Origin of the sequence: Mesorhizobium sp. M4B.F.Ca.ET.214.01.1.1, assembly GCF_004791545.1 — a bacterium.
GTDB lineage: Bacteria > Pseudomonadota > Alphaproteobacteria > Rhizobiales > Rhizobiaceae > Mesorhizobium > Mesorhizobium abyssinicae.
Window position 1 is genome coordinate 303,119 of sequence record NZ_SRUX01000001.1, and the last position, 25,327, is coordinate 328,445.

Consider the following 25,327-nt stretch of genomic DNA (forward strand, 5'->3'; position numbering starts at 1 on the left):
TGTGCGTCTTCAGGTCAGCCCGCGAATGGAGGGTGACATGAACTTCGCAAAGCGCGGCGCGCTGCTTGCCGCAATCCTGCTCGGCTCAATGGGAGCGGCCGCGGCAGATTCGATCCCCGGCATGCGCGGCCACGACCACACAGGCATCACCGTGCCCGACATGAAGCAGGCCGTCGATTTCTTCACCAATGTCGTCGGGTGCAAGAAGGCGATGGCGTTCGGCCCCTTCGCCGACGACAAGGGCACGTTCATGCAGGATCTGCTCGGCGTCGACCCGAAGGCGGTGATCGAGGAGATCACCCAGATCCGCTGCGGCTACGGATCGAACATCGAGCTGTTCAAATACACCGCGCCCGACCAGAAGGACCTGACGCCGAAGAACAGCGACATCGGCGGCTTCCACATCGCCCTCTATGTCGACGACGTCGCCGCCGCGAAGGCCTATCTCGACGGCAAGGGCGTCAAGACGCGCATGGGGCCGCTGCCGGTCAAGGAAGGGCCGGCCGCCGGCCAGACCATCCTCTATTTCCAGGCGCCATGGGGGCTGCAGCTCGAAGCGATCAGCTATCCCGACGGCATGGCCTACGAGAAAGGCGCCGAGACGGTGCTGTGGAGCCCGAAGGATCCGGCCAAGTGACCGATCCGCAGGGCGCGCAGGCAATTATTCAATCATGAAACTTCAAGCTTGAAATAATTTCGCTTCGGCGCGATACTAAGAACCGGGACCGCCGTAGCGGCCCCGGAAGCGAAGAGGAGATCGCAGGCATGAAGGTTGCGGTTCTCGGCGGCGGGCCGGCCGGGCTCTACTTTGCCATCTCGATGAAGCTGCGCGACGCCGGCCATGAGGTGACGGTGTTCGAGCGCAACCGCGCCGACGACACGTTCGGCTGGGGCGTGGTGCTGTCGGCCGAGACGCTCGATAACCTCAGCCGCAACGATCCGGTCAGCGCGGTCTGGATCAAGAAGCATTTCGCCTATTGGGACGATATCGCCGTCATCCATGACGGCGTGCGCACCGTCTCCTCCGGCCACGGCTTCTGCGGCATCGGCCGCAAGCGCCTCCTGATTCTCTTGCAGCGGCGGGCACACGAGCTCGGCATCAAGCTGCAGTTCGAAACCGATATCGCCGACCCCAGGCCGTTCATGGAATCGCACGATCTGGTGGTGGCGGCGGACGGGCTGAACTCGAAAGCGCGCGGCGCCTTCGCCGAAATCTTCAAGCCCGATATCGACACCCGCAAATGCAAATTCGTGTGGCTGGGCACGAACCAGAAGTTCGACGACGCCTTCACCTTCATCTTCGAGAAGACGGAGCATGGCTGGGTGTGGGCACACGCCTACCAGTTCGACAGCGAGACCGCGACCTTCATCGTCGAATGCAGCGAGCAGACTTGGGATCGCTTCGGCTTCGGCGCGATGTCGCAGCAGGAATCGATCGCGGTCTGCGAACGCATCTTCGCCAAGCATCTCGGCGGCCATGCGCTGATGACCAACGCCAACCACATACGCGGCTCGGCCTGGATCAACTTCCCGCGCGTGCTGTGCGAGCGCTGGTCCTACAAGAACCTGGCGCTGATGGGCGATGCGGCGGCATCGGCGCATTTCTCGATCGGCTCCGGCACCAAGCTCGCGCTGGAAAGCGCCGTAGCGCTGGCCGACTATGTCGAGTCCGAGCCCGACCTCGAGGCGGCATTCCGCAAGTACGAAGACGCGCGGCGCACCGAGGTGCTGAAACTGCAGTCGGCGGCGCGCAACTCGCTGGAATGGTTCGAGGAGGTCGAGCGCTATCTCGGCCTCGATCCGGTGCAGTTCAACTATTCGCTGCTCACCCGCTCGCAACGCATAAGCCACGAGAATCTTAGGTTGCGCGACGCCGAGTGGCTGGGTGCCGCCGAAGAATGGTTCCAGCGCCAGGCGGGCGCCGGCGGCAACAGGCAGCGCCGGGCGCCGATGTTCGCGCCATTCAAGCTACGCGACATGGCGCTCAACAACCGCATCGTCGTGTCGCCGATGGCGCAGTACAAGGCCGTCGACGGCTGCCCGACCGACTGGCATTTTTCGCACTACGCCGAGCGCGCCAAGGGTGGCGCCGGGCTGCTTTACATCGAGATGACCTGCGTCAGCCCCGAAGGGCGCATCACGCCCGGCTGCCCAGGCTTTTACGCGCCCGAACATGAGGCGGCCTGGAAGCGGCTGGTCGACTTCGTCCACTGCGAGACCGAGGCAAAAATCTGCGCCCAGATCGGCCATTCCGGAGCCAAGGGCTCGACCCGCGTCGGCTGGCAGGGAACGGACGTTCCGCTGCCCTCCGGCAACTGGCCGGTGATGGCGCCGTCGGCCGTGGCGTGGTCGCCCGAGAACCAGGTGCCGAAGGCGATGGATCGCGCCGACATGGACAGGGTGCGCGGTGAGTTCGTCGCCTCTGCCGAGATGGCAGCCCGCTGCGGCTTCGACATGCTGGAAATCCATGCCGCGCATGGCTACCTGCTCTCCTCCTTCATCACGCCGCTGACCAACCGGCGCACCGACAACTATGGCGGTTCGCTGGAGAACCGCATGCGCTATCCGCTGGAAGTCTTCCGCGCAGTGCGCGCGGCGTGGCCGGCGGAAAAGCCGATCTCGATGCGCATCTCGGCCAATGACTGGGTCGGCATCGAGGGCGTCACCCCATCCGACGCGGTCGAGATCGCAAAACTGCTGCATGAGGCTGGCGTCGACCTTTGCGACGTGTCGGCCGGGCAGACCTCGATCGCGGCAAAGCCCGTCTACGGCCGCATGTTCCAAACGCCGTTCTCCGACCGCATCCGCAACGAGGTCGGCATGGCGACGATGGCGGTCGGCAACATCTACGAGCCGGACCATGCCAATTCGATCCTGATGGCGGGCCGTGCCGATCTGGTGGCGCTGGCCCGGCCGCATCTCACCGATCCCTACTGGACGCTGCATGCGGCGGTGGCGCTTGGCGACCGCGGCGTCAGATGGCCGGATCCCTATTTGCCTGGCCGCGACCAGCTCTACCGGCTGGCCGAGCGAGAAGCGGCCGCGGGGCTGAAAGTATGAGCGCGGCTCAAGCAATCGCCGGCAGGCACGCGCTGGTCACTGGCGGCGGCTCAGGCGTCGGCAAAGCCATCGCACTGGCGCTGGCGGAAGCGGGCGCCAAAGTCACCATTTGCGGGCGGCGCGAGGCGGTGCTTGCCGAAGTCGCGAAGGAGAATGATCGCATCTTTGGCCTCGCTGCCGATGTCACGTACGAAGCCGAGATGACGGACGCCTACCAAAAGGCGGAGGCCGCACGCGGGCCGGTGGACATCGTCGTCGCCAATGCCGGCATGGCCGGCAGCGCGCCGGCGCACAAGACCTCGCTCGCCGACTGGCAGCGCACGCTCGACGTCAACCTCACCGGCGCCTTCCTGACGGTGAAGCCGGCGCTGGCCGGCATGCTGGCGCGCAAGTCGGGACGCATCGTCTTCGTCGCTTCGACCGCCGGGCTGAAGGGCTACGCCTACGTGGCCCCTTACGTCGCGGCCAAGCACGGCGTCGTCGGCCTGATGCGGGCGCTCGCGGCCGAAACCGCCAAGTCCGGCGTCACCGTCAATGCAGTCTGCCCGGGCTTCGTCGACACGGAGATGCTGGAGCAGTCCATCCAGCGCATCGTCGACAAGACCGGCCGGGCTGCCGATGAAGCACGCGCAAGCCTTGCGGCGACGAACCCGCAAGGGCGCTTCATCCAGCCTGAGGAGGTCGCCGAAGCGGTGTTGTGGCTGTGCGGCGACGCCGCCCGCTCGATCACCGGACAGGCGATCTCGGTTTCGGGAGGCGAGACATGGTAGCCGGTCCGCTGCCCACGCATTCCGGTCCCGGCAAGGACAGGCTGCGCCTGTGGATCAGGCTGCTGCGCGCCTCGCGCACGATCGAGGCCGAACTGCGCGAACGGCTGAAGACGGAATTCAACACCACGCTGCCGCGCTTCGACGTGATGGCGGCGCTCTACCGGTCGCCCGAAGGCATGCTGATGAGCGACCTGTCGCGCTTCCTGCTGGTGTCGAACGGCAATGTCACCGGCATCGTCGACCGGCTGGTGTCGGAAGGGCTGGTGACGCGGGCGCGCCGCAACGGCGACCGCCGCACCTCGATGGTGCGGCTGACCGAGGACGGCTCGAAGGCATTCGCGGAGATCGCCGCCGCGCATGAGAATTGGGTCGGCGAACTGCTCGGCAACGTCAGTGAGGAAGAGGCGCGCCGGCTGACCGGCATGCTGACTTCGTTCCGCAGCAATTGGGAGGGACGCGAATGAGCGCCATGGCCAATCTCAAGCCCAAGCATTTTCTCTGGGATGTCGAAGGCAAGGTCGCCAGGGTCCGGCTCGACCGCCCCGAGCGCAAGAACCCGCTGACCTTCGACAGCTATGCCGAACTGCGCGACACGTTTCGCGATCTCGTCTATGCCGACGATGTCGACGCCGTGGTGTTCCTGCCCAATGGCGGCAATTTCTGCTCGGGCGGCGATGTCCACGACATCATCGGGCCACTGGTCAAGATGGACATGAAGGCGCTGCTCGCCTTCACCCGCATGACCGGCGACTTTGTCAAGGCGATGCTCAACTGCGGCAAGCCGATCATTTCCGCTGTCGACGGCGTGGCGGTCGGCGCCGGCGCCATCATCGCCATGGCCTCCGACATCCGCATCGCCACGCCGGAAGCCAAAACCGCCTTCCTGTTCACCCGCGTCGGTCTTGCCGGCTGCGACATGGGCGCCTGCGCGATCCTGCCGCGCATCATCGGCCAGGGCCGCGCCGCGGAGCTGCTCTACACCGGCCGTACCATGAGCGCGGCCGAAGGCGAGCGCTGGGGTTTTTACAACCGGCTGGTGGAGCCGACCGCGATCGAGGCCGACGCGCTCGACATGGCGGCACGCATCGTCTCCGGCCCGACCTTCGCGCATGGCATCACCAAGACGCAGCTCAACCAGGAATGGTCGATGGGCATCGACCAGGCGATCGAGGCGGAAGCGCAGGCGCAGGCGATCTGCATGCAGACCGGCGATTTCGAGCGGGCGTACAAGGCGTTCGTGGCGAAGGAAAAGCCGGTGTTCGAGGGGAATTAGCGATGAATGGTTTTCGCCCAGGCACCCCCCTCTGGCCTGCCGGCCATCTCCCCCGCAAGGGGGGAGATTGGCTGCCTCCACGCCGCCGCCCATCCTGCAATGCCGGCGATTGGCGAAAGCATAGCTTTCAGCTGATCTCCCCCCTTGCGGGGGAGATGTCCGGCAGGACAGAGGGGGGTGTGAAGGAACGCGACGCAGGAGGCTTTCGCTATGCCTGACCGTTCCTTCCTCAACTGGCCCTTCTTCGAGGAGCGCCATCGCCAGCTCGCCGACCAGCTCGACGCCTGGTGCGCGAAGAACCTGCCGGTCGACCATCACGATGTCGACGCCGCCTGCCGGGAGCTGGTGGCCAAGCTCGGCCATGACGGTTGGCTGAAGCCGACGGCGCTCGACACGGACAATCCCGGACCGCTCGACGTGCGCACGCTCTGCATCACGCGCGAGACACTGGCCCGCCATGACGGGCTGGCCGATTTCGCCTTCGCCATGCAGGGGCTCGGCACCGGCGCGCTCAGCCTGTTCGGCACGCCGGACCAACAGCATTGGCTTGACCAGACGCGGGCCGGCAAGGCGATCTCGGCCTTCGCGCTGTCGGAGCCGCGCTCCGGATCGGACGTCGCCAACATGGAAATGACGGCCACGCGCGACGGCGACGATTATCTGCTGACCGGCGAGAAGACCTGGATTTCCAATGGCGGCATCGCCGATCTCTACATCGTCTTCGCCCGCACCGGCGAGGCGCCGGGCGCCAAGGGGATTTCCGCCTTCATCGTACCGGCCGAGACCGAAGGCCTGAGCATCGCCGAGCGGCTGGAGACGATCGCCCCACACCCGCTGGCGCGACTGTCATTCGACAACGCCCGCGTCCCCGCTTCCGCGCTGATCGGCAAGCCCGGTGACGGCTTTCGCATCGCCATGTCGGTGCTCGACGTGTTCCGCTCGACCGTGGGTGCCGCGGCACTCGGTTTTGCCCGTCGTGCCCTGGACGAGAGCGTCAGTCGCGCCGCTGAGCGCGAACTGTTCGGCGCGCCGATGGCGGACCTGCAGATGGTGCAGGGCCACATCGCCGACATGGCGCTGGACGTCGACGCCGCGGCGCTTCTCGTCTACCGCGCCGCCTGGACCAAGGACATGGGCGCCCCCCGCGTCACCCGCGAGGCGGCGATGGCGAAGCTGTTCGCCACCGACCGCGCGCAGGAGGTGATCGACACGGCCGTGCAACTGCATGGCGGCGACGGGGTGCGCAAGGATCACATCGTCGAAAGCCTCTATCGCGAGATCCGTGCGCTGCGCATCTATGAAGGCGCATCCGACGTGCAGAAGGTGGTGATCGCGCGGCAAGTGATGGGAGCGGCGTGAAATTGGTCCATGCCCTGCAAACCGCATTTGAATTAGGGGGAGTCTAGTCATGCACACCATCCTGCAGCCGGAAGGCTGGGCAAAGCCCATCGGATACGCCAACGGCGTCGCCGCGCGCGGCCGGCTGGTGTTCGTCGGCGGCCAGGTCGGCTGGAACGCCGAGTGCCGTTTCGAGACCGACGATTTCGCTGGCCAGGTGCGCCAGACGCTGGCCAATATCGTCGCGGTGCTGGCGGAAGCGGGCGGCGAGCCGCATCACGTCACTTCGATGACCTGGTATTTCACCGACAAGGCCGAGTATCTCGCCAACCTCAAGGGGATCGGCGAGGCCTACCGCGCGATCATCGGCCGACACTTCCCGGCCATGGCCGCCATGCAGGTGATGGCGCTGGTCGAGGACCGCGCCAAGGTGGAGATCCAGGCGACGGCGGTCATACCGGAGTGAATTGCGCCAAGTCGACAGGCGCGCCGAAAACTCGCGCTGAAAACCAAAGCGTCAGCGCCGCCCCTCACCTGCCTGCCGGCATCCTCTCCCCGTATAGTGACGGGGAGAGGGGTGCTGTCGCCGGCGGTTTCGCCACTGACCAACGTTGCGGGATGGGCGCCTCGCTTGCGACCGCTCCCTTCTTCCCGTCATTATACGGGGAGAAGGTGCCGGCAGGCGGATGAGGGGCAGCGCTGTCGTTTGAAGGCATAGGCCCGATTCGATCAGAGATCATCGCCTTGACTATTCGAACCGCCGCTTGGCTCTAAACACAAACTGTGATCAGATGATCACGCTTGCTTCGGCGGGCGCACTCGGCATCGCACATAGCTTCTGCCGGCATCTGAGGAAAGCAAAACCGTGGCTCTGGGCTTCGAACCCGTATCGGGACGCATCACCGTCCAGGATGGCGTCTACCAACAGCTCCGCCATGCCTTGATGGTCGGCAGCTTCGATCCGGGACAGGTGCTGACCATCGCCGCGCTGGCCGAGGCCTTCGGCACCTCAAACATGCCGGTGCGCGAGGCCTTGCGGCGGCTGGCGGCGGAGAACGCGCTGGAGATCTCGCAGAACGGCTCGGCCTGCGTGCCGGTCGTCACGCGGGCGCGGCTCGACGACCTCTGCCGTGCCCGCCTGGCGGTCGAAGGGCTGGCGGCCGAGCTCGGCGCGCCGCGCCTGACGGCGGTCGAGATCGCCAGCCTGCAGCGCATCACCGACGACCAGCAGGCGATCGGCCGCGACGGCAGCATCTATGAGCTGATCGCCAAGAACCAGCAGTTCCATTTCATCATTTACCGCGCCTCAGGCTCGGACGTGCTGTTCCAGCTAATCGAAACGCTGTGGCTGCGCTTCGGCCCCTATATGCGGCTGTTGTCCAACCACGTGGCGCCGCTGATGCGCGCCGGAACCATGGAACCGTCCGGCCGGCATATCGCGATCATCGCCGCGCTGAAGGACAAGGACTTTGCTCGCGCCCGCGACGAGGTGGTGGCCGACATCACGGCGACCCAGATGACGCTGCGCGCCATCTGCCCCGATGTGCCAGAGCCCAAGACGGTCGACTTCACCGGTTTCGGCAAAGCTTCCTGATCTTCCTCAGCTTGGGCTGACCCAAAGACCGAGAAGGTCCTGTCGCGGCCGCGCTGGACCAAAGCAATCGGCTGCTTATTGGCACCTCGCCGTTTTTCTTTAGCCTTAAAGGATTGATCCTCGCTCCGTTTTGTGATCACATGATCACAAGGGAGCGAGACAGAAGATGTCCGGCTATTTTCTCTACCACTCGATCGGCACTTTCCCCGGCAAAGCCGAGCGGATGGCTGCCGCGCTGGCGGACTTCTCCGGCATCTGGTCGGCGCAAGACGATGGCCAGTGGCCGGCGGCGCTCGCCGCGCGGCAGCGCTTCATCGATGCCTGGATCAGGCTGATCGAAGCACCACATGGCACGCTCACCACCGCTGAGAATGTCACCGCCGCGCTCCACAGCCTGATCGGCGCCCTGCCCTCCGAGCGTCTGGCGGGAAAGCGCCTGCTGGTTGCCGCCGATTGTTTTCCGAGCCTGCATTTCCTGCTGGCAGGCTTGGCCCAACGTTTCAATTTCACGCTCGACACCGTGCCGCTTAGGCCTGGCGAAAGCTGGGTGCGCGACGAGGATTTCGTTGCCCGCTGGCAAGAGGATGTCGGGCTGGCGCTCATCACCTTCGTGACCTCGACGGCCTCGCACCGCTGCGATGTGGCGAAGCTCGCGGCGCATGGCCGGGCGATGGGCAGCGTCGTCGGCGTCGATGTCACGCAGGGTATCGGCGTGGCGCCATTTTCCGTTGCCGCGACGCCGGTCGATTTCGTCGTCTCGACCTCGCTCAAATGGCTGTGCGGCGCCTCCGGCGCCGGCATTTTGCAAGTCGCGCCCGACCTTCTTTCGACATGCCGGCCGGAGCTGCGCGGCTGGTTCAGCCAGCCGAATCCGTTCTCCTGGGATCTCGACGCTTTCAGCTACGCAAGCGACGCGCGCCGCTTCGACCACGGCACGCCGGCGATCCTGGCCAGCGTCGCCTCGCTGCCCGGCCTGCAATGGCTGGAAGAGACCGGCATCGACGCCATCCGCGCGCAGAACGCGGCGCATGTCGGGCGCATCATCGACGCCGCGATGAGCAATGGCTGGACGATCCGCTCGCCGCTCGATGCGGAGAAACGCGGCGGCAGCGTGATGATCGGCCTCCCGCAAGGGGTCGAGGCGGCGAAGCTCGTTGCGACGCTGCGCGACGAGCAATTTTACTGCGACGCCCGCGGCACGACGCTCAGGCTGTCGCCCGGCATGGTCACGACGAGCGCGGCGGTCGATGCGCTGATCGCGCGGCTGCGGGAGCTGATCGGCTCGCGCCAGCGCCTCGCATCCTGATTTCAGGCGCCGCCTCGCCTGCGGCGTCCGGGAGCTGGACGCCGAAAGGGGCGGAAGAGGAAATGCGCCACGCGAAGTGGCCGAACCAGAGGGAAGCAACATGTTCAAACGTCTAGGACTGATTGGCGTGGTCATCGCTGCCGGCGTCGCCTTCGCCGCGCCCGCCTTCGCCGACAAGATCATGGTCGGCGCCTACCCGGCCAACCCGCCATGAGAATACAAGACCGATTCCGGCGGCTTCGAGGGTTTTGAGGTCGATGTCGCCAACGACGTCGCCAAGCGCATCGGCGCCGAGGTCGAGTTCCAGGATCTCGGCTTCCAGGCGCTGTTCGCGGCGACCGCTTCCGGCCGCATCGACTTTGCCGTGTCGTCGATCTCGATCACCAAGGAGCGCCTGCAGAACCAGGGCTTCACCCAGGCCTATTACGACAGCGACGGCACCATCGTCGGCAAGGCGGACTCGACCATCAAGTCGCTCGACGACTTGAAAGGCAAGACCATAGGCGTCATCGCCGGCTCGACCGGCGAGGCCTATATGAAGGAAAACGCCGGCAAGCTCGGCGTCGCCGAAACCAAGAGCTACAACGCCCAGCAGGACCTGCTGCTCGACGTGCAGAACGGCCGCATCGACGGCGGCGCCGGCGAGCTCGCCGGCTTCCTGTTCGCCATCAAGCAGATGCCGGCGCTGAAGATCCTGGTGCGCATTCCGACCGGCGAGCGCTTCGCCATGATGACCAAGAAGGGCCACCCGCTGCTCGAAAAGGTCAACGACGCCATCACCGCGATGAAGAAGGACGGCACGATGGCCGCGATCCACAAGAAGTGGTTCGGCGTCGATCCGGAAGCCGGCACCAGCACGGTGACGCCGGGGCCGATCCCGCAATAGGGCCAGCAGTCGCAAACTCGCACGAGAGCGCCGGTCACGGCCGGCGCTCTCGCTTCGACCATTCGGATCCGCCTGCGCGGCGGGCCGCGTCTAACGGGTGACGCCGATGGAGCTGATCGACACCTTCTTCAACTGGGGCATCCTCGTCCGATCGTTTCCGATCCTCATCCGCGGGCTCGGCAACACCATCCTGCTCGGCTGCGCCGCAATCGTCTTCGGCACCATTGCCGGGCTGGCGATCTGCCTGATGCGGCTCTATGCGCCGAAGCCGCTGAGGCGGCTGGCGATCCTCTACATCGACATCTTCCGCGCGCTGCCGATCCTGGTGGTGCTGATCCTGATCTATTACGCCCTGCCCTTCGTCGGCATCCGCCTGTCGTCCTTCGTGTCGGCGGCCCTTGCCTTGTCATTGGTGCTTGCCGCCTTCACGGCGGAAGTCTGCCGCGCCGGCATCGAGAACATTCCCAAGGGCCAGTTCGAGGCTGCCGCAGCGCTCGGCCTGCCGTTCTGGGTCGCCATGCGCAAGGTGATCCTGCCGCAGGCGATCCGGGTCGTCATCCCGCCGCTGACCAGCAACTGCGTCTCGGTGTTCAAGGACACCGCGCTGGCCTCGGTGGTGGCGATGCCCGACCTTCTGAAGCAGGCCACCGACGCGCAGGCGCTGATGGCCAATCCGACGCCGCTGATCGGCGCCGCAATCATCTATCTCGCCTTCCTGTGGCCGCTGGTGCGGCTGGTCGGCTACCTCGAAGAGCGCGGCAAGGCCCGGTCCGGCGCGCACTGATCCCACCTTGAACGACATCGATACACTGAAGGAGACGTCCGTGAACCAACACCATATCTCGAAGGCACAGGACGGCGCCGCTTCGTTCCCGGTCGAAAAGATCCGCGCCATGTTCCCGGCGCTCAGCCAAGCGGGCGAGTTCATCTTCATGGACAATGCCGCCGGCGCGCAGATCCCGCAAAGCGTGCTCGACGCGGTGACCAACCATCTGGTCGGGCACAATGTGCAGCGCGGCGGCCGTTATGGCCGCAGCGTCACCGTCGACCGGTCGGTCGCCGAGGCACGCGACAGCGTGGCGCTTTTGATCAACGCCTACAGTCCGTCGGAAATCTGCTTCGGCATGAACGCCACCTCGTTCATCCGCCTGGTCAGCCTCGGCATCGGCCAGATGCTTTCGGAACGCGACGAGATCGTCGTCACCGACATGGACCATGACGCCAACATCGCCACATGGCTGGCGCTGGAGCAGGCCGGCGCCAGGTTCAAATGGTGGCGCATGCGCGAGGACGGCAATCTGCATGTCGACGATCTCAAGCCGCTGCTGTCGGAGCGCACCCGCCTCGTCGCCTGCACGGTGACCGCGCATTCGATCGGCTCGATCGTCGATGTCGCCTCGGTGGCGAAGATCGCGCATGCGGCGGGCGCCGAGGTGTTCCTCGACTGCGTGCATTACGGACCGCACGGGCTGATCGACGTGCAGGCCTGGGGCTGCGACTATCTCGTCTGCTCCGGCTACAAGAATTTCTCGCCGCATATGGGCTTTCTCTGGGGCCGCTTCGAGACGCTGAAGCGGCTGCCGACTTTCCGCGAGGATTTCATCCCCGACGAACCGCCCTACAAGGTCGAGGCCGGCACCTTCATCTACGAGAACGTCTCGGGCATGGACGCGGCGGTGCGTTATCTGGAATCGGTCGGCCGCAATTTCCTGGCCGAGAACAACCGCTCGCGCCGCGACAACATCGTTGCCGGCATGAACGCCATCCGCGATTACGAGCTGATGCTGGCGCGCGAGATGCTGAAGGTGCTCAAAGACTGCGGCGCCACCATCTACGGCGTCGCCGACGAAGCGCGCCTGCACGAGCGCGTGCCGACCTTCTGCTTCAACATCGGCAAGCTGTCGCCGCAGCGGATCGTCGAGGAGATGGCCGAGCTGCAGATCGGCATCCGCGACGGCCATATGTATGCGCCGCGGTTGATGAAGCGCCTCAACCTGTCGATGGACAGCGGCGCCATCCGCGCCTCGCTGGTACACTACAACACGGTTGAGGAAGTGCATCGCTTCGGCGAAGCGCTGCGGGCGATTATCGCGAAGCTGTCGTGATCTGACGACCTTTGGTCCGAGCCTGCACAGGTCATCGGGAGGGGCTGCCTCCGCTTCGTCATCCACGGGCGGAGGAGCGAAGCGACGCGGCGCAGACCCGAGGATGACGAAGGGACGTCTACGCCGCCTTCTTCTTGGCCAGCCTTGCCTTGATCGAACTGACGTCGGCGCGCGGCGTCGCGGCGAACAGGGTCTTGGTGTAGCTGTGTTTGGGGTCTGCAAAGACCTCGTCGCGCGGGCCGTATTCGACCGCCTCGCCGAAATACATCACCATGACGTCGTCGGCGATGTAGCGGACCACCGACAGGTCGTGACTGATGAAGACATAGGTGAGCTGGAACTCGTCCTGCAGGTCGGCGAGCAAATTGAGCACCTGCGCCTGCACGGAAAGGTCGAGCGCCGAGACCGGTTCGTCCAGCACCAGCAGGCTGGGATTGAGCATCAGCGCGCGGGCAATGGCGATGCGCTGGCGCTGGCCGCCGGAGAACATGTGCGGATAGCGGTTATAGTGCTCGGGTCCGAGGCCGACCTTCTTCAGCATCTTCATGGCGAGGTCGCGCCGTTCCTCGGCCGGCTTGTCGGTGTTGATCAGCAGCGGCTCGCCGAGCACGTCGCCGATCTTCTGGCGCGGGTTGAGGGAGCCATACGGATTCTGGAAGACGATCTGCACCTTGCGGCGCATCTCCTTCGACAAACCGTCCCTGGCGATATCGACCTTGTTGCCGTCGATGAACAATTCGCCCGATGTCGCCGGATCGATCAGCGTGATGATACGGGCGAGCGTGGACTTGCCGCAGCCGCTTTCGCCGACGATGGCAAGCGTCTTGCCCTTGTCGACGCTGAAGGAGACGCCCTTGACCGCATGCACCGTGCGCGCGCCGCGGAACAGGCCGCCACCGACATGGTAGTCGCGCACGATGTTCTTGCCTTCGACGACCCTGGTGCTCATGAGGCGGCTCCGGTACTTGCCCCCTGGGGCGCCGGTTCGAACAGCATGTCGGAGACGGTCGGCAAGCGGTCGCCGACGGCGTTCTCGGGCAGCGCCGAGAGCAGCGCGCGCGTGTAGTTGCTCTTCGGGCTCTCGAACAGCGACAGCACGTCGGCCTCTTCCATCTTGCGGCCCTTGTACTGGACAATGACGCGGTCGGCGGTCTCGGCCACCACGCCCATATTGTGGGTGATCATGATCAGGCCCATGCCATATTTGGCCTGCAGCGAGACCAGCAGGTCGAGGATCTGCTTCTGGATGGTGACGTCGAGCGCCGTGGTCGGCTCGTCAGCGATCAAGAGCTTCGGATTGCAGGCAATGGCAATCGCGATCATGACGCGCTGGCACTGGCCGCCCGACATCTGGTGCGGGAAGGAGTTCAGCCGCTCCGCCGGCTCGGGAATGCCGACCTGCTTCAGCAGTTCGATGGCACGCGCCCGGCGCTGCGCCCGGTCCATGCCCATATGGAAGCGCAGCACTTCCTCGATCTGGAAACCGATGGTGAAGCACGGATTGAGGCTGGCCATCGGCTCCTGGAAGATCATCGACATGTCCTTGCCGACGATCTTGCGCCGCTCGGCAGGACTGAGCTTCAGGAGATCACGGCCGGCAAAACTCATGCGATCCGCGGTGACGGTGGCCGTCCAGGGCAGCAGCCCCATCACCGCCAGCATCGACACCGATTTGCCGGAGCCGGATTCGCCGACGATCGCCAGCACCTCGCGCTCGTCGACATGGAGCGAGACGCCGTCGACGGCGCGGAACGGGCCCGATGCGGTCTGGAACTCGACGACGAGATTCTGGATGTCGAGCAGCGCCATCACGACCTCCTGAGCTTGGGATCGAGCGCGTCGCGCAGGCCGTCACCGATCAGGTTGATGGCAAGCACGGTGATCAGGATGGCAAGACCGGGGAAGGTCACCACCCACCAGGCGCGCAGGATAAACTCGCGCGCCGAGGCGAGCATCGTGCCCCATTCGGGCGTCGGCGGCTGGGCGCCGAGGCCGAGGAAGCCGAGGGCGGCGGCTTCGAGGATGGCGTTGGAGAACGACAGCGTGCCCTGGACGATCAGCGGCGCCAGGCAGTTCGGCAGGATGGTGGCGAGCATCAGCCGGAGATGGCCCGCGCCGGCGACCTTGGCGGCCACGACATACTCCCGGCTCTTCTCGGCCATCACCGCGGCGCGCACCAGGCGGGCGAAATGCGGCTGCAGCACGAGCGAGATCGCCAGCATCGCATTGAACAGGCCGGGGCCGAGGATGGTGACCAGCACCAGTGCCAGGAGCAACGACGGGAAGGCGAGGATCAGGTCCATGACGCGCATGATCGCGACGTCGACCCAGCCACGGAAGTAGCCGGCCAGCAGGCCGAGCGTGATGCCGCCGGTGAGCGCCAAAGTCACCACCACCGCGCCGATCAGCAGCGAGAAGCGCGCGCCGTAGAGCAGGCGCGAGAGGATATCGCGGCCGACCGCATCGGTGCCGAGCAGATACTGGGCGCTGCCGCCGGCCTGCCAGGCCGGAGGCCTCAGAAACGCGGTCTTGTCCTGGACGTCGGGCGCATAGGGCGCGAGCAGTGGCGCGAAGAGCGCCGCCAGAACCAAGAGGATGAAGACGAACAGGCCGATGACGGCGCCGCGGTTCACCGAGAAATAGTGCCAGAAGGTCCTGAAGCCGGTGAGGCGGTCCGGGCTGCCGCTGGCCATCGGGGCGATTTCGGTCGACTGGCTCATCACGCGGCCCTGATGCGCGGGTTGATGACGGCATAGAGCACGTCGACGATCAGGTTCACGGCCATGACGATGAGGGCGATCAAAAGCAAGCCTGACTGCACGACGACGTAGTCGCGCTTGAAGATGGAATCGACCATCCACTTGCCGATGCCCGGCCAGGCGAAGATCGTCTCGGTGAGGATGGCGCCGGCAAGCAGCGTGCCGACCTGCAGGCCGATGGTGGTGACCACCGGGATCAGCGCGTTGCGCAAGGCATGCACGCCGATAACCCGCGCCGACGACAGGCCCTTGGCGCGCGCGGTGCGGACATAGTCCTCGCCCAGCACCTCGAGCATGGCCGAGCGCGTCTGGCGGGCGATCACCGCCAGCGGGATGGTGCCGAGCACGATCGCCGGCAGCACGAGGTGACTTAGCGCCGAGCGGAAGGCATCCCATTTGCCGTAGAGGATGCTGTCGATGGTCATGAAACCGGTGATCGGCTTGAAGAAGAACTGCAGGCCCATGCGGCCGGAGACCGGCGTCCAGCCGAGATAGCCGGAAAAGAAGATGATCAGCAACAGGCCCCACCAGAAGATCGGCATCGAATAGCCGACAAGGGCGGTGCCCATCAGCGACTGGTCGAACCACGAGCCGCGCTTGACGGCCGCGAAGATGCCGGCCGGGATGCCGAGCACCATGGCGAAGATCATGGCGAAGAACGACAGTTCCAGCGTTGCCGGGAAGAGCGTCTTGAACTCCTCGATAACCGGCCGCTTGGACGAGATGGAAACGCCGAAATCGCCGGTGGCGACCTCGCCGACATAGCGCGCATATTGCTGCCAGATCGGCAGATTGTAGCCGAACTGTTCCTTGAGCTCTTCGTAGCGCGCGGGCGTCACGCCATGCTCGCCGGCCATGGCGAGGATGGGATCGCCGGGCAGCAGCCTGACGAAGGCGAAGGCACAGATGGTGATGCCGACCAGCGTCGGGATCAGAAGTGCGATTTTGTTGAGAAGATATCGGAGCATCTTGAAAAAAGGGGCGGCGCCGAACGGCGCCGCCCGCTCTAGAGTTCTATTCGGCCTTGTCGGTGCCGTCGAAGCGGTGGATGCCGAGCGGGTCCATCATGAAGCCGCTGACATTCTTGCGCACGACCGCATAGACCTGGCTGTGCGCCAGAAGGAAGGCCGGGGCCTGCTTCTGGAAGACAACCTGCGCCTGCTCGTAGAGCTTGGTGCGCTCGGCCAGGTCGCTGGTCTTCTTGGCCTTCTGGATCAGGTCCTCGAAGTCCTTGTCGCACCAGCTGGAGTAGTTCGACACACCAATCGCCGAGCAGGCGAAAAGGGTGGCGAAGAAGTTGTCCGGATCGCCATTGTCACCGGTCCAGCCGATCTGGAAGGCGCCGGGGCGTTCCTTCTTCTTGCCTTCCTCGCGGTACTTGGTCCACTCGTAGTTGACGATCTCGGCCTTGACGCCGACCTTGGCCCAGTCGGCCTGGATCAGCTCGGCGGCGCGCTGGAAGTTCGGGTTGTACGGGCGAACGCGGTCGGAAGCCCAGAGCTGGATTTCCTTCAGCCCGGCATCGGCCAGCACTTTCTTGGCGGCTTCCGGATCATAGGAATCGAACTTCACGTCCTTGTTCCACGACCACATGGTCGGCGGGATCAGGTTCTGGGCAGCCGTGGCGCCGGCATCCTGGAACAGCGACTTGATCAGCGCTTCCCGGTCGATCGCCTGGTTGAGCGCGTGGCGAACCTCGGGCTTGTCCAGCGGCGGGATCGTCGTGTTGTAGCTCATGTAGCCGATGTTCAGGCCGGCCTGGTCGAGCAGGGTGACGTCCTGGTTGGCCTTGATCGTGCCGATGTCGGCCGGGTTCGGATAGGGCGCGACGTCGCATTCGCCGGCCAGCACCTTCTGGATGCGCGCGGTGGCATCGGGCGTGATGGCGAAGACGAGATCGTCGAGCTTTTCCTTGCCCTTGAAGTAATCCGGGTTGGCCGCGTAGCGGATGACCGAATCCAGCTGGTAGTCGACGAACTGGAACGGACCGGTGCCGATCGGCTTGGTCGAGAAGTCGGCCATCTTGCCGTCCTTCGCGAGCTGGTCGGCATATTCCTTCGACACGATCGAGGCGAAATCCATGCCGAGATTGGCCAGCATCGGCGCGTTCGGCTCGGTCAACGTCAGCTTGACGGTCAGGTCATCGACCTTTTCCCACTTGGCGACGTATTTCGGCATGTCCATGCCGGTGTAGTAGTCCCAGGTCAGGTTCGGCAGATACTTCTCGCCGTTCCAGGGGTTTTCCTTGTTGAACTGGCGATCGAAGGAGAAGACGACGTCGTCGGCGTTGAGGTCGCGGGTCGGCTTGAAATAGTCAGTGGTCTGAAACTTCACGCCCGGATGCAGGTGGAAAGTATAGACCAGGCCGTCGTCCGAGATTTCCCACTTGTCGGCGAGGCCGGGCTCGATCTCGGTGCCGCCATGCTTGAATTCGACAAGGCGCGAATAGACCGTGCGCGAAGAAGCGTCGAAATCGTTACCGCCCGTCGTCGTACCCGGGTCGAAATTGGCCGGCGATGCTTCCGAGCAATAGACCAGCGTCTTGGCGTTGGCCACGCCACTGAGGACGCTTGCAGCCAGCAACGCGGCTGCAAAAGTCAGTTTCTTTTTCATTGAGCACTCCCTGATGTTCTGCCAAGCCCCTCTAGCAGGCTCGCGAAGCGCGCATATAAGCACCGTTTTTCGGGCTTTGGAACACCCCGTTTGCGTACCCCATGGGAAGCAGGAAAAGAATCCGAAATCTCCTAAAATGCCGAAAGAAATTAGCATGATTTTCCGCTCACGTTAATGTTAACGATCGCATTTTTTTATTGATCGGCGCCTTCGCGAAATCGGCGCGGCGCGGCTTCCTTCGCGCGGGCCGCTGTTCGGGAAGCTGCGTTCCGGGCGCGGGAGGACGGAAGGATTTCGACGGCAAATCTTTGGGCTTCTGCCGCAAGGGCAAGACTTGCACGGCCAAGGATAGTCGCAATACATAGACGGCACGCTGGATTTCTTGAGGAATCCGCAACCATTGCGGCGGAGGACGCTTCTGTCATTCAGAGGCGGCGCGGCACGAGTGAACGACGACGGGAGGGACAGGGTGGCGAAGGCAGCGAAAACCACGGCTCCGGCCAAGACGAACGCCGCGTCAAAGCCGGCCGCCGGGTCCGGCAAGACGGCGCCTGCGGCCAAGGCAGCGGCCAAGTCGAAGGCGGCCACCCCCGTGAAGGACACGGCCAAATCCCCGGCCAAGGCCGCTCCGGGAAAGGCTGCCAAGCCTGCCTCGACGAAAGCTCCTGTCGCGACGAAAACTCCAGCCGCGGCCAAGCCGGTGCCGGCCAAATCCGCTGCGAAAAAGCCCGCTGCCGCAAAGCCGGCCGCGAAGGCAGTTCCGACAAAGGCGGTCCCGCCAAAGCCGGCCGTGAAACCGGCGCCGGCCAAGAGGTTGCCGAAGGCGCTGACGGAGCTTGCCGCCGGCCTGCCGGAAAAACCGTGGCTGGCCAGCTATTCGAAGAACATGCCAGCCGAGATCGGGCCCTTGCCCTACGGCTCGATCGGCGACTTCCTGGTCGGCGCCTGCAAGCAGTTTGCCGGCCAGCCGGCCTTCGTCTGCATGGGCAAGGCCATCACCTATGCCGAGCTCGAGCAGCAGTCGGCCGCCTTCGGCACCTATCTGCAGTCGAAGGGCCTGCAGAAGGGGGCGCGCGTGGCGCTGATGATGCCCAACGTGCTGCAGTACCCGGTGGCGATGATGGCGGTGCTTCGCGCCGGCTTCACCGTGGTCAACGTCAACCCGCTCTACACGCCGCGCGAGCTCGAGCACCAGCTCAAGGATTCCGGCGCGCAGGCGATCGTCATCCTCGAGAATTTCGCCAACACGCTGCAGGCGGTGATCGCCAAGACCTCGGTCAAGCACGTCGTCGTCGCCGCGATGGGCGACATGCTCGGGGGCCTCAAGGGGACGCTCGTCAACTTCGTCGTGCGCCGGGTGAAGAAGCTGGTGCCGGCCTGGTCGCTGCCGGGCCACGTCAAGTTCAACGCCGCCCTGAAGGCCGGCGCCGGCCTCGCCTTCAAGCCTGCCAGCGTCAGCGCCGACGACATCGCCTTCCTGCAATATACCGGCGGCACCACCGGGATCTCGAAGGGCGCGATCCTCTTGCATTCCAATGTGCTTGCCAATGTCGCGCAGAACGCGCTCTGGCTGCAGGACGCCTATGCGGTGAAGCCGAAGCCGGCGCATCCCAATTTCATCTGCGCGCTGCCGCTCTACCATATCTTCGCGCTGACGGTGAACGCGCTGATGGGCATGCAGCAGGGCGCGCAGAATGTGCTCATCCCCAATCCGCGCGACATTCCAGGCTTCGTCAAGGAGCTGGAGAAATACCCGGTCCACATCTTCCCGGGCCTCAACACGCTGTTCAACGCGCTGCTCAACAATGAGGATTTTCGCAAGCTCGACTTCAAGCCGCTGATCCTGACGCTGGGCGGCGGCATGGCGGTGCAGAGGGGTGTGGCCGAGCGCTGGAAGGCGCTGACCGGCTGTCCGGTCACCGAAGGCTACGGGCTTTCGGAAACCTCGCCGGTGGCGACCGCCAACAAATTCAGCGGCGGCGACTTCACCGGCACGATCGGCCTGCCGCTGCCGTCGACCGAGATCGCCATCCGCGACGACGACGGCAACAATGTGCCGCTCGGCGAAGTCGGCGAAATCTGCATCCGCGGGCCGCAGGTGATGGCGGGCTACTGGAACCGGCCGGACGAGACCGCCAAGGTGATGACCAAGGACGGGTACTTCAAGTCCGGCGACATGGGCTTCATGGACGAGCGCGGCTACACCAAGATCGTCGACCGCAAGAAGGACATGATCCTGGTCTCCGGCTTCAACGTCTATCCGAACGAGCTGGAAGAGGTCGTTGCCCAGCATCCGGGCGTGCTGGAAGTGGCGGCGATCGGCGTGCCGGACGAGCATTCGGGCGAAGTGCCGAAGCTGTTCGTGGTCAGGAAGGATCCGGCGCTGACCCTCGAGACGCTGACCGCCTATTGCCGCGAGAACCTGACCGGCTACAAGCGGCCCAAATACATCGAGTTCCGCACCGAATTGCCGAAGACACCGGTGGGCAAGATCCTGCGGCGGGCGCTGCGGGGATAGGCACGAGCTTGAACGATCGTCCTGCCGGCAAGGCGACGCCTACCCGTCCCGATCCGGCGGGGTTCATCAAGGCGAACATGCGCCTTGCGCCTGTCGCCGCGCTTCCGGAAATCCAGATCTTCAGCGCCCATCCCGGCAGCGGGCTGCGGCGGCTCGTCGATCCTGACGACGAAGACGCTGCCGCGCCAGAGCCGCAGCCGCCCTATTGGGCCTATGCCTGGGCCGGCGGCACCGTCCTTGCCCGCTATATTCTCGACCGGCCGCAAACGGTTGCGGGGCGCCGTGTGCTCGATCTCGGCGCCGGCTCGGGCCTGGTCGGCATCGCTGCGGCGAAGGCTGGAGCGCGCGCGGTGATCGCCGCCGAGATCGACCGCAACGGCATCGTCGCGCTCGGCCTCAACGCGGCGGCGAACGGCGTCGCCATCTCGGTGATCGGCGAAGACGTCACCGCCGGGCCGCCACCGGCGGTCGACCTGGTGCTGGCCGGCGACGTGTTCTACGGGCATGAGGTGGCGAGGCGCGTGATCCCCTTCTTCGACCGCTGCCTTGCCGCCGGCATCGAGGTGCTGGTCGGCGATCCGCGCCGCACCGACCTGCCGCTCACGCGGCTCAAACTTCTTGCCGAATATCAGGTGCCGGATTTCGGCGATGCCAAAGGCACGGCGTCGAGGCCGAGCGGGGTCTTCTCGTTCGAGACGCTCAGATCGTCTCCTTGACCCGCGCGGCGAGGAAATCCGGCAGGTCGGCAACCGAGTTGAGCACGACATCGGCGATCGCCGACAGCGATTCACGCGTGCCTGTGCCGGAAAGCACGCCGACCGCCAGCCCGCAGCCGCCGGCCCGCGCCATTTCGAGATCGTGGCGATTGTCGCCGACCATGGCGATCTCGGCGGGTTTCAGCCCGGTCAGGTCGGAGAAGGCAAGGATCGTATCCGGCGCCGGCTTCGGCCTGGCCACCGAATCATAGCCATAGGCGGCGTCGAAAAGCTGCGCCACGCCGAGCGTCACCAGCGTCTTTTCCGCGCCGCTGGTCGAATCGTTGGTGGCGACGCCAAGCCGGTAGGATCGCCTGTGCAGGACGGCCAGCGTCTCGACGATGCCCGGCAGCGCCACCGCCATGCTGGAGCCCTGCACCGAGGTGATCTCGTTGAAACGGGCCACGGCAAGCATCTGGTCGTCCTCGGAGAGGCGCGGGAACCAGAGTTCGACGACATCCATGTTGGTGCCGGAAGCGAAGATCGAATCGGGCTTGAAGCGCTTGCTGAGGAAATCGAAGCCGGCTGCCGCGAGCAGCCTGTCTGCCTTCCAGCGGTCGCCCTCGGCGGCATCCATGGCCATGAAGTCGGCAATGCCCAACCATGTCGCGTTGAAATCGACAAGCGTTCCGTCCTTGTCGAACAATATGCCTTTGATCTCCGCCAAGCCTGTCACTCCGATCCGCGCAATCGGTGAATGTGTCCCACCAGACCAGCAGTCGAGGCATCCCGCTTTGCGGCATTCTCCTTGCCTTCCACGACAGGCAGCAGGCCGGTTGCCAGTTCCTTGCCGAGTTCGACGCCCCACTGATCGAAGGAATTGATGTTGAACAGCGTCCCCTCGACGAAGACGCGATGCTCGTAGAGCGCGACCAGGCGGCCGAAGGTGCGCGGATCGAGCTTGCGGTAGAGAATGGTCACAGACGGGCGGTCGCCGGAGAAGACGCGGTGCGGGGCGATCCTGTCGACGTCGGCCGGCTTCATGCCCTTGGCCAGCATCTGCGCGCGCGCCTCCTCCAGCGTGCGGCCCTTCATGAAGGCCTCCGACTGCGCCAGGCAGTTGGCGAGCAGGAGATCGTGGTGATGCTTCAGCTCCGGCTCGTGGCCGACAGCGGCGGCGATGAATTCGACCGGAATGAAGTCCGTACCCTGGTGCAGCAGCTGGAAGAAGGCGTGCTGACCGTTGGTGCCGGGCTCGCCCCAGACCAGCGGGCCGGTCGGCGTGGCGACCGCGCCGCCATCCAGCGTCACGCTCTTGCCGTTCGATTCCATGTCGAGCTGCTGCAGATAGGCCGGCAGCCTGGAGAGCCGCTGGTCGTAAGGGATCACGGCGCGGGCCGGATATCGGCAGACGACCCGGTGCCACCAGCCGATCAGCCCCAGCAGCGCCGGCAGGTTCTTCTGCAGGGGTGCTGAGCGGAAGTGCTCGTCCATCTCGTACGCGCCGTCGAGGACGGCGCGGAAATTGCGCGGGCCGATGGCGATCATCACCGGCAGGCCGATCGCGCTCCAGACCGAATAGCGGCCGCCGACCCAGTCCCAGAAACCGAACACGCGATCGGACGCGATGCCGAACTTCGCCACCAGGTCGAGCGCGGTCGAGACGGCGGCGAAATGCTTGCCGACGGCTTCCTTGCCCAGCGCCTTCTCCACCCATCGGCGCGCCGTCTCGGCATTGGTCATCGTCTCGACCGTGGTGAAGGTCTTGGAGGCGACGATGAACAAAGTGGTTTCGGCCGACAGGTCCTTCAGCGTGTCGTGGATGTGGGCGCCGTCGATGTTGGAGACATAGTGCGCGCGCGGGCCGTCATGATAGGGCGCCAGCGCCAGCGTCGCCATCACCGGGCCGAGGTCGGAGCCGCCAATGCCGATGTTGACGATGTCGGTGATCTTCTTGCCGGTGGCGCCGGCCGCCTTGCCGGAGCGGATGGCATCGGCGAAGGCGCCCATGGCGTCGAGAACGGCGAGAACCTCGGCCTTGGTATCCTGGCCATCGACCACGACGCCCTTGCCGGTCAGGTTGCGAAGCGCCGTGTGCAGCACGGCGCGGCCTTCGGTGATATTGATCTTCCTGCCTTCGAACATGGCGGCGCGGCGACCCGCCAGATCGGCGGCTCCGGCGAGCTTCTCCAGCATCGCCATCGTGTCGGCGTCGACCGCGCATTTCGACCAGTCAAGCAGGAGATCGCCGTCGCTGGCGGAAAACGTCTCGAAGCGTTTGGGATCGGCCGCGAAAGCCTCACGCATCGTGCCTTTGGCCGCCGCGCGGTGTTCGCGCAAGGCGGCGACTTGCTTGTCGAAGGATGATTGATCCAATGCGGGCTCCTGGCGGGTTTTTGAACCTATCTTAACAGGCCGGATGTTTCCGGCGCATGTCGTCGCGACATTCTATCGAGCCGATTCCATTTCATTCAAGGGCGGCATTGCCGCACTGCATCACGCTTTGATGACGGACTGCATCACGCTTTTATGATGCCTTGCATTACCCGGCGACGGAGGATGCGACGACGCTGCGCGTCGCTCACCAACCGGCAGGCCGCGACGCAGGCGACGACGCTGCGCGTCGCGCAATGGATCACATTCGTGACCAATGGATCACTGGCATAAATCCCAGCGATCAGAAAAATTGATTGGCGCAACCCCTTGTGCCACCCCTACACTCGACTGGTCCAGCCAAATACAAAAAGCTGGCCATCGAGGAAACTCTTCCATGCCACAGCGCAACGACACGGCCATATGGTCCGGCCTGTTCCGGATTTCGGCTGAATCCGGCCAGACCCTGCAGGCGCAGATCCGCCAGGCGATCGTCGCCGCCATTCTGGACCGGCAGATCGCCGCTTCCATGCCGCTTCCTTCCTGCCGCATCCTGGCCGAAAAACTGGGCGTCGCCCGCGGCACCGTGGTGCTCGCCTTCCAGCAGCTCGTCGACCAGGGCTTTCTGGTGGCGCGCGAGCGGCGCGGCCATTTCGTCAATCCGGACGTGCTGGCCACCCCCGCCAAGCCGCACCAGAAGGCGCCCGACCAGCAGAACGAGATCGACTGGAAGGCGCGCCGGCAGATCGCCGCCAGCGACATGCCGCCGCCGGCCAAGCACGACAACTGGATCAAGTCGTCCTACCCCTTCGTCTACGGCCAGTTCGATCCGGCGCTGTTCCCGACGGCCGAATGGCGCGAATGCAACCGCATGGCGCTCGCCGTGCTGGAGATCCGCAACTGGGCATCCGACATGGTCGACCGCGACGATCCGCTCTTGATCGAGCAGATCCAGGCGCGGCTCTTGCCGCGGCGTGGCATCTTCGCCAATCCGGACGAGATCATCGTCACGCTCGGCGCGCAGAACGCGCTTTACATGCTCGCCTCGCTGCTGATGACCAAGGGCTCGAAGGTGGCGATGGAGGATCCGGGCTATCCCGACGCGCGCTCGATCTTCCGGCTTGCGGGCGCCGACATCCAACCGGTTCCGGTCGACCAGTCCGGCATCGTGACCTCTTCGATCCCGCAGGATTCCGGCTTCGTCTTCGTTACGCCCAGCCACCATTGCCCGACTATGGTGCCGTTGTCGGCCGAGCGCCGGCAGGACCTCCTGGCGCGGGCCAACCGCCACAACCAGATCATCATCGAGGACGGCTATGACAGCCAGTTGCTGGACGAGGCGCCGCAGCAGGCGCTGAAGAGCCTCGATCGCTCAGGCCGCGTCATCTATGTCGGCTCGATGTCGAAGACCCTGGCGCCGGGCCTCAGGCTTGGCTACATCGTCGCCTCGGCCGGGCTGATCGCCGAGTTGCGCGCGCTGCGCCGCTTCATGCTCAGGCACCCGCCGGCCAACAACCAGCGGGCGGTGGCGTTGTTCCTGTCGCTCGGCCATCACGAGGCGCTGGTGCGGCGCCTGTCCAGCGCCTTCGACGAGCGGCGCAAGCGTCTGGTCCATGCGATTTCCGCTTTCCTGCCCGAGTGGCGCTCGACCGACTCGGCCGGCGGCACATCGCTCTGGCTCGAGGGGCCGCGCGGCACCGACTCGCGGGGCCTCGCCGAAGCGGCCGCCTCGCGCAGCGTCATCATCGAACCCGGCGACCGCTTCTTCGACCGCACCGAAAAACCGTCGCGTTTCATGCGCTTGGGCATTTCCTCGATCGCGCTGCAACACATCGAGCCCGGCATTCGGGAACTCGCCACCGCGGCCGGCCGCAGACCCGCGGCCGCCTGATCATCAACTGACGCTGAATTCCCAAAGAGAGCCGGCCTTCGCCGGCTCTCTTTGCTTTAGCGCTCTGGCATATTCGACGGAGCTGGCTGGCTCATAGGCTGTGCCAATGCCGGCGGCATAGTCGAGCCATAAGGGGACGAAGCAGG

The 25,327-nt window shown here is 65.1% G+C and carries 21 protein-coding genes and 1 pseudogene; 15 read left to right on the forward strand and 7 right to left on the reverse strand.

Annotated elements, in window-relative coordinates; genetic code table 11:
- Nucleotides 1-37: 37 nt before the first annotated feature.
- The 12 genes and pseudogenes from EN857_RS01405 to EN857_RS01470 all read left to right on the forward strand — a co-directional run bounded on the left by EN857_RS01405 (nucleotide 38) and on the right by EN857_RS01470 (nucleotide 12,332).
- A complete protein-coding gene (locus EN857_RS01405) occupies nucleotides 38-637 on the forward strand; it encodes a VOC family protein (protein ID WP_127285421.1) in 600 nt (199 codons plus the stop codon).
- A gap of 128 nt (nucleotides 638-765) precedes the next feature.
- Nucleotides 766-3,060: a bifunctional salicylyl-CoA 5-hydroxylase/oxidoreductase gene (locus EN857_RS01410; RefSeq protein WP_135857717.1), complete on the forward strand. Its 2,295-nt coding sequence runs from the start codon at nucleotides 766-768 to the stop codon at nucleotides 3,058-3,060.
- Complete coding sequence (locus tag EN857_RS01415) at nucleotides 3,057-3,830, forward strand: SDR family NAD(P)-dependent oxidoreductase (RefSeq protein ID WP_135857720.1); 774 nt, start codon at nucleotides 3,057-3,059, stop codon at nucleotides 3,828-3,830. The genes EN857_RS01410 and EN857_RS01415 overlap by 4 nt, the downstream gene beginning before the upstream one ends.
- Complete coding sequence (locus EN857_RS01420) at nucleotides 3,824-4,294, forward strand: MarR family transcriptional regulator (RefSeq protein ID WP_127285418.1); 471 nt, start codon at nucleotides 3,824-3,826, stop codon at nucleotides 4,292-4,294. The genes EN857_RS01415 and EN857_RS01420 overlap by 7 nt, the downstream gene beginning before the upstream one ends.
- A complete protein-coding gene (locus EN857_RS01425; RefSeq protein WP_135857722.1) occupies nucleotides 4,291-5,103 on the forward strand; it encodes an enoyl-CoA hydratase family protein in 813 nt (270 codons plus the stop codon). The genes EN857_RS01420 and EN857_RS01425 overlap by 4 nt, the downstream gene beginning before the upstream one ends.
- Before the next feature lie 210 nt (nucleotides 5,104-5,313).
- Complete coding sequence (locus EN857_RS01435; RefSeq protein WP_135857724.1) at nucleotides 5,314-6,462, forward strand: acyl-CoA dehydrogenase family protein; 1,149 nt, start codon at nucleotides 5,314-5,316, stop codon at nucleotides 6,460-6,462.
- A gap of 49 nt (nucleotides 6,463-6,511) precedes the next feature.
- Entirely contained in the window at nucleotides 6,512-6,907 is a 396-nt protein-coding gene (locus EN857_RS01440) for a RidA family protein (protein ID WP_135857726.1), read from the forward strand.
- Nucleotides 6,908-7,306: 399 nt separating this feature from the next.
- Complete coding sequence (locus tag EN857_RS01450) at nucleotides 7,307-8,035, forward strand: GntR family transcriptional regulator (protein WP_128273802.1); 729 nt, start codon at nucleotides 7,307-7,309, stop codon at nucleotides 8,033-8,035.
- Nucleotides 8,036-8,201: 166 nt separating this feature from the next.
- On the forward strand, nucleotides 8,202-9,341 hold the full coding sequence (locus EN857_RS01455; protein WP_135857728.1) for an aminotransferase class V-fold PLP-dependent enzyme: 1,140 nt from the start codon (nucleotides 8,202-8,204) through the stop codon (nucleotides 9,339-9,341).
- A gap of 100 nt (nucleotides 9,342-9,441) precedes the next feature.
- Nucleotides 9,442-10,227: pseudogene (locus tag EN857_RS01460) on the forward strand (ABC transporter substrate-binding protein).
- A gap of 106 nt (nucleotides 10,228-10,333) precedes the next feature.
- On the forward strand, nucleotides 10,334-11,011 hold the full coding sequence (locus EN857_RS01465) for an amino acid ABC transporter permease (protein WP_127282835.1): 678 nt from the start codon (nucleotides 10,334-10,336) through the stop codon (nucleotides 11,009-11,011).
- 40 nt (nucleotides 11,012-11,051) lie between these two features.
- The gene (locus EN857_RS01470) at nucleotides 11,052-12,332 is read left to right on the forward strand and encodes a cysteine desulfurase-like protein (RefSeq protein ID WP_135857730.1); all 1,281 of its coding nucleotides are present in this window, start codon (nucleotides 11,052-11,054) and stop codon (nucleotides 12,330-12,332) included.
- Between the two features lie 118 nt (nucleotides 12,333-12,450).
- Here the strand turns inward: EN857_RS01470 and EN857_RS01475 are convergent, their stop codons facing one another.
- The 5 genes from EN857_RS01475 to EN857_RS01495 are packed head-to-tail and all read right to left on the reverse strand — an operon-like array spanning nucleotide 12,451 to nucleotide 17,704.
- Complete coding sequence (locus EN857_RS01475) at nucleotides 12,451-13,281, reverse strand: dipeptide ABC transporter ATP-binding protein (RefSeq protein WP_126056740.1); 831 nt, start codon at nucleotides 13,279-13,281, stop codon at nucleotides 12,451-12,453.
- Nucleotides 13,278-14,141 (reverse strand): ABC transporter ATP-binding protein, encoded by an 864-nt coding sequence (locus tag EN857_RS01480; RefSeq protein WP_127282837.1) that lies wholly within the window; start codon nucleotides 14,139-14,141, stop codon nucleotides 13,278-13,280. Before EN857_RS01480 ends, EN857_RS01475 begins: the two co-directional genes overlap by 4 nt.
- The gene (locus tag EN857_RS01485; RefSeq protein WP_245478370.1) at nucleotides 14,141-15,025 is read right to left on the reverse strand and encodes an ABC transporter permease subunit; all 885 of its coding nucleotides are present in this window, start codon (nucleotides 15,023-15,025) and stop codon (nucleotides 14,141-14,143) included. Before EN857_RS01485 ends, EN857_RS01480 begins: the two co-directional genes overlap by 1 nt.
- A 26-nt stretch (nucleotides 15,026-15,051) precedes the next feature.
- Nucleotides 15,052-16,059 carry an ABC transporter permease subunit gene (locus EN857_RS01490; protein ID WP_126056743.1) on the reverse strand — a complete coding sequence of 336 codons (1,008 nt, stop codon included), beginning with the start codon at nucleotides 16,057-16,059 and terminating at the stop codon, nucleotides 15,052-15,054.
- A 46-nt stretch (nucleotides 16,060-16,105) separates the two neighbouring features.
- Nucleotides 16,106-17,704, reverse strand: a complete 1,599-nt coding sequence (locus EN857_RS01495; protein ID WP_135857732.1) for an ABC transporter substrate-binding protein — start codon at nucleotides 17,702-17,704, stop codon at nucleotides 16,106-16,108.
- Nucleotides 17,705-18,173: 469 nt separating this feature from the next.
- Here EN857_RS01495 and EN857_RS01500 point away from each other — a divergent pair, with 469 nt between their 5' ends.
- Both EN857_RS01500 and EN857_RS01505 read left to right on the forward strand, forming a co-directional pair.
- Nucleotides 18,174-20,222 (forward strand): long-chain fatty acid--CoA ligase, encoded by a 2,049-nt coding sequence (locus tag EN857_RS01500; protein WP_135857735.1) that lies wholly within the window; start codon nucleotides 18,174-18,176, stop codon nucleotides 20,220-20,222.
- An 8-nt stretch (nucleotides 20,223-20,230) separates the two neighbouring features.
- Nucleotides 20,231-20,938 (forward strand): methyltransferase, encoded by a 708-nt coding sequence (locus EN857_RS01505; RefSeq protein ID WP_245511248.1) that lies wholly within the window; start codon nucleotides 20,231-20,233, stop codon nucleotides 20,936-20,938.
- Here EN857_RS01505 and EN857_RS01510 read toward each other — a convergent pair.
- Both EN857_RS01510 and pgi read right to left on the reverse strand, forming a co-directional pair.
- Nucleotides 20,922-21,644 carry an HAD family hydrolase gene (locus EN857_RS01510; protein ID WP_135857738.1) on the reverse strand — a complete coding sequence of 241 codons (723 nt, stop codon included), beginning with the start codon at nucleotides 21,642-21,644 and terminating at the stop codon, nucleotides 20,922-20,924. The two genes, EN857_RS01505 and EN857_RS01510, sit on opposite strands and share 17 nt — an antisense overlap.
- Before the next feature lie 5 nt (nucleotides 21,645-21,649).
- On the reverse strand, nucleotides 21,650-23,293 hold the full coding sequence (pgi, locus tag EN857_RS01515; RefSeq protein WP_135857740.1) for a glucose-6-phosphate isomerase: 1,644 nt from the start codon (nucleotides 23,291-23,293) through the stop codon (nucleotides 21,650-21,652).
- 394 nt (nucleotides 23,294-23,687) lie between these two features.
- On the opposite strand from pgi, the gene EN857_RS01520 reads away from it, so the two are divergent.
- The gene (locus EN857_RS01520) at nucleotides 23,688-25,181 is read left to right on the forward strand and encodes a PLP-dependent aminotransferase family protein (RefSeq protein WP_127309567.1); all 1,494 of its coding nucleotides are present in this window, start codon (nucleotides 23,688-23,690) and stop codon (nucleotides 25,179-25,181) included.
- Nucleotides 25,182-25,327: the final 146 nt, after the last annotated feature.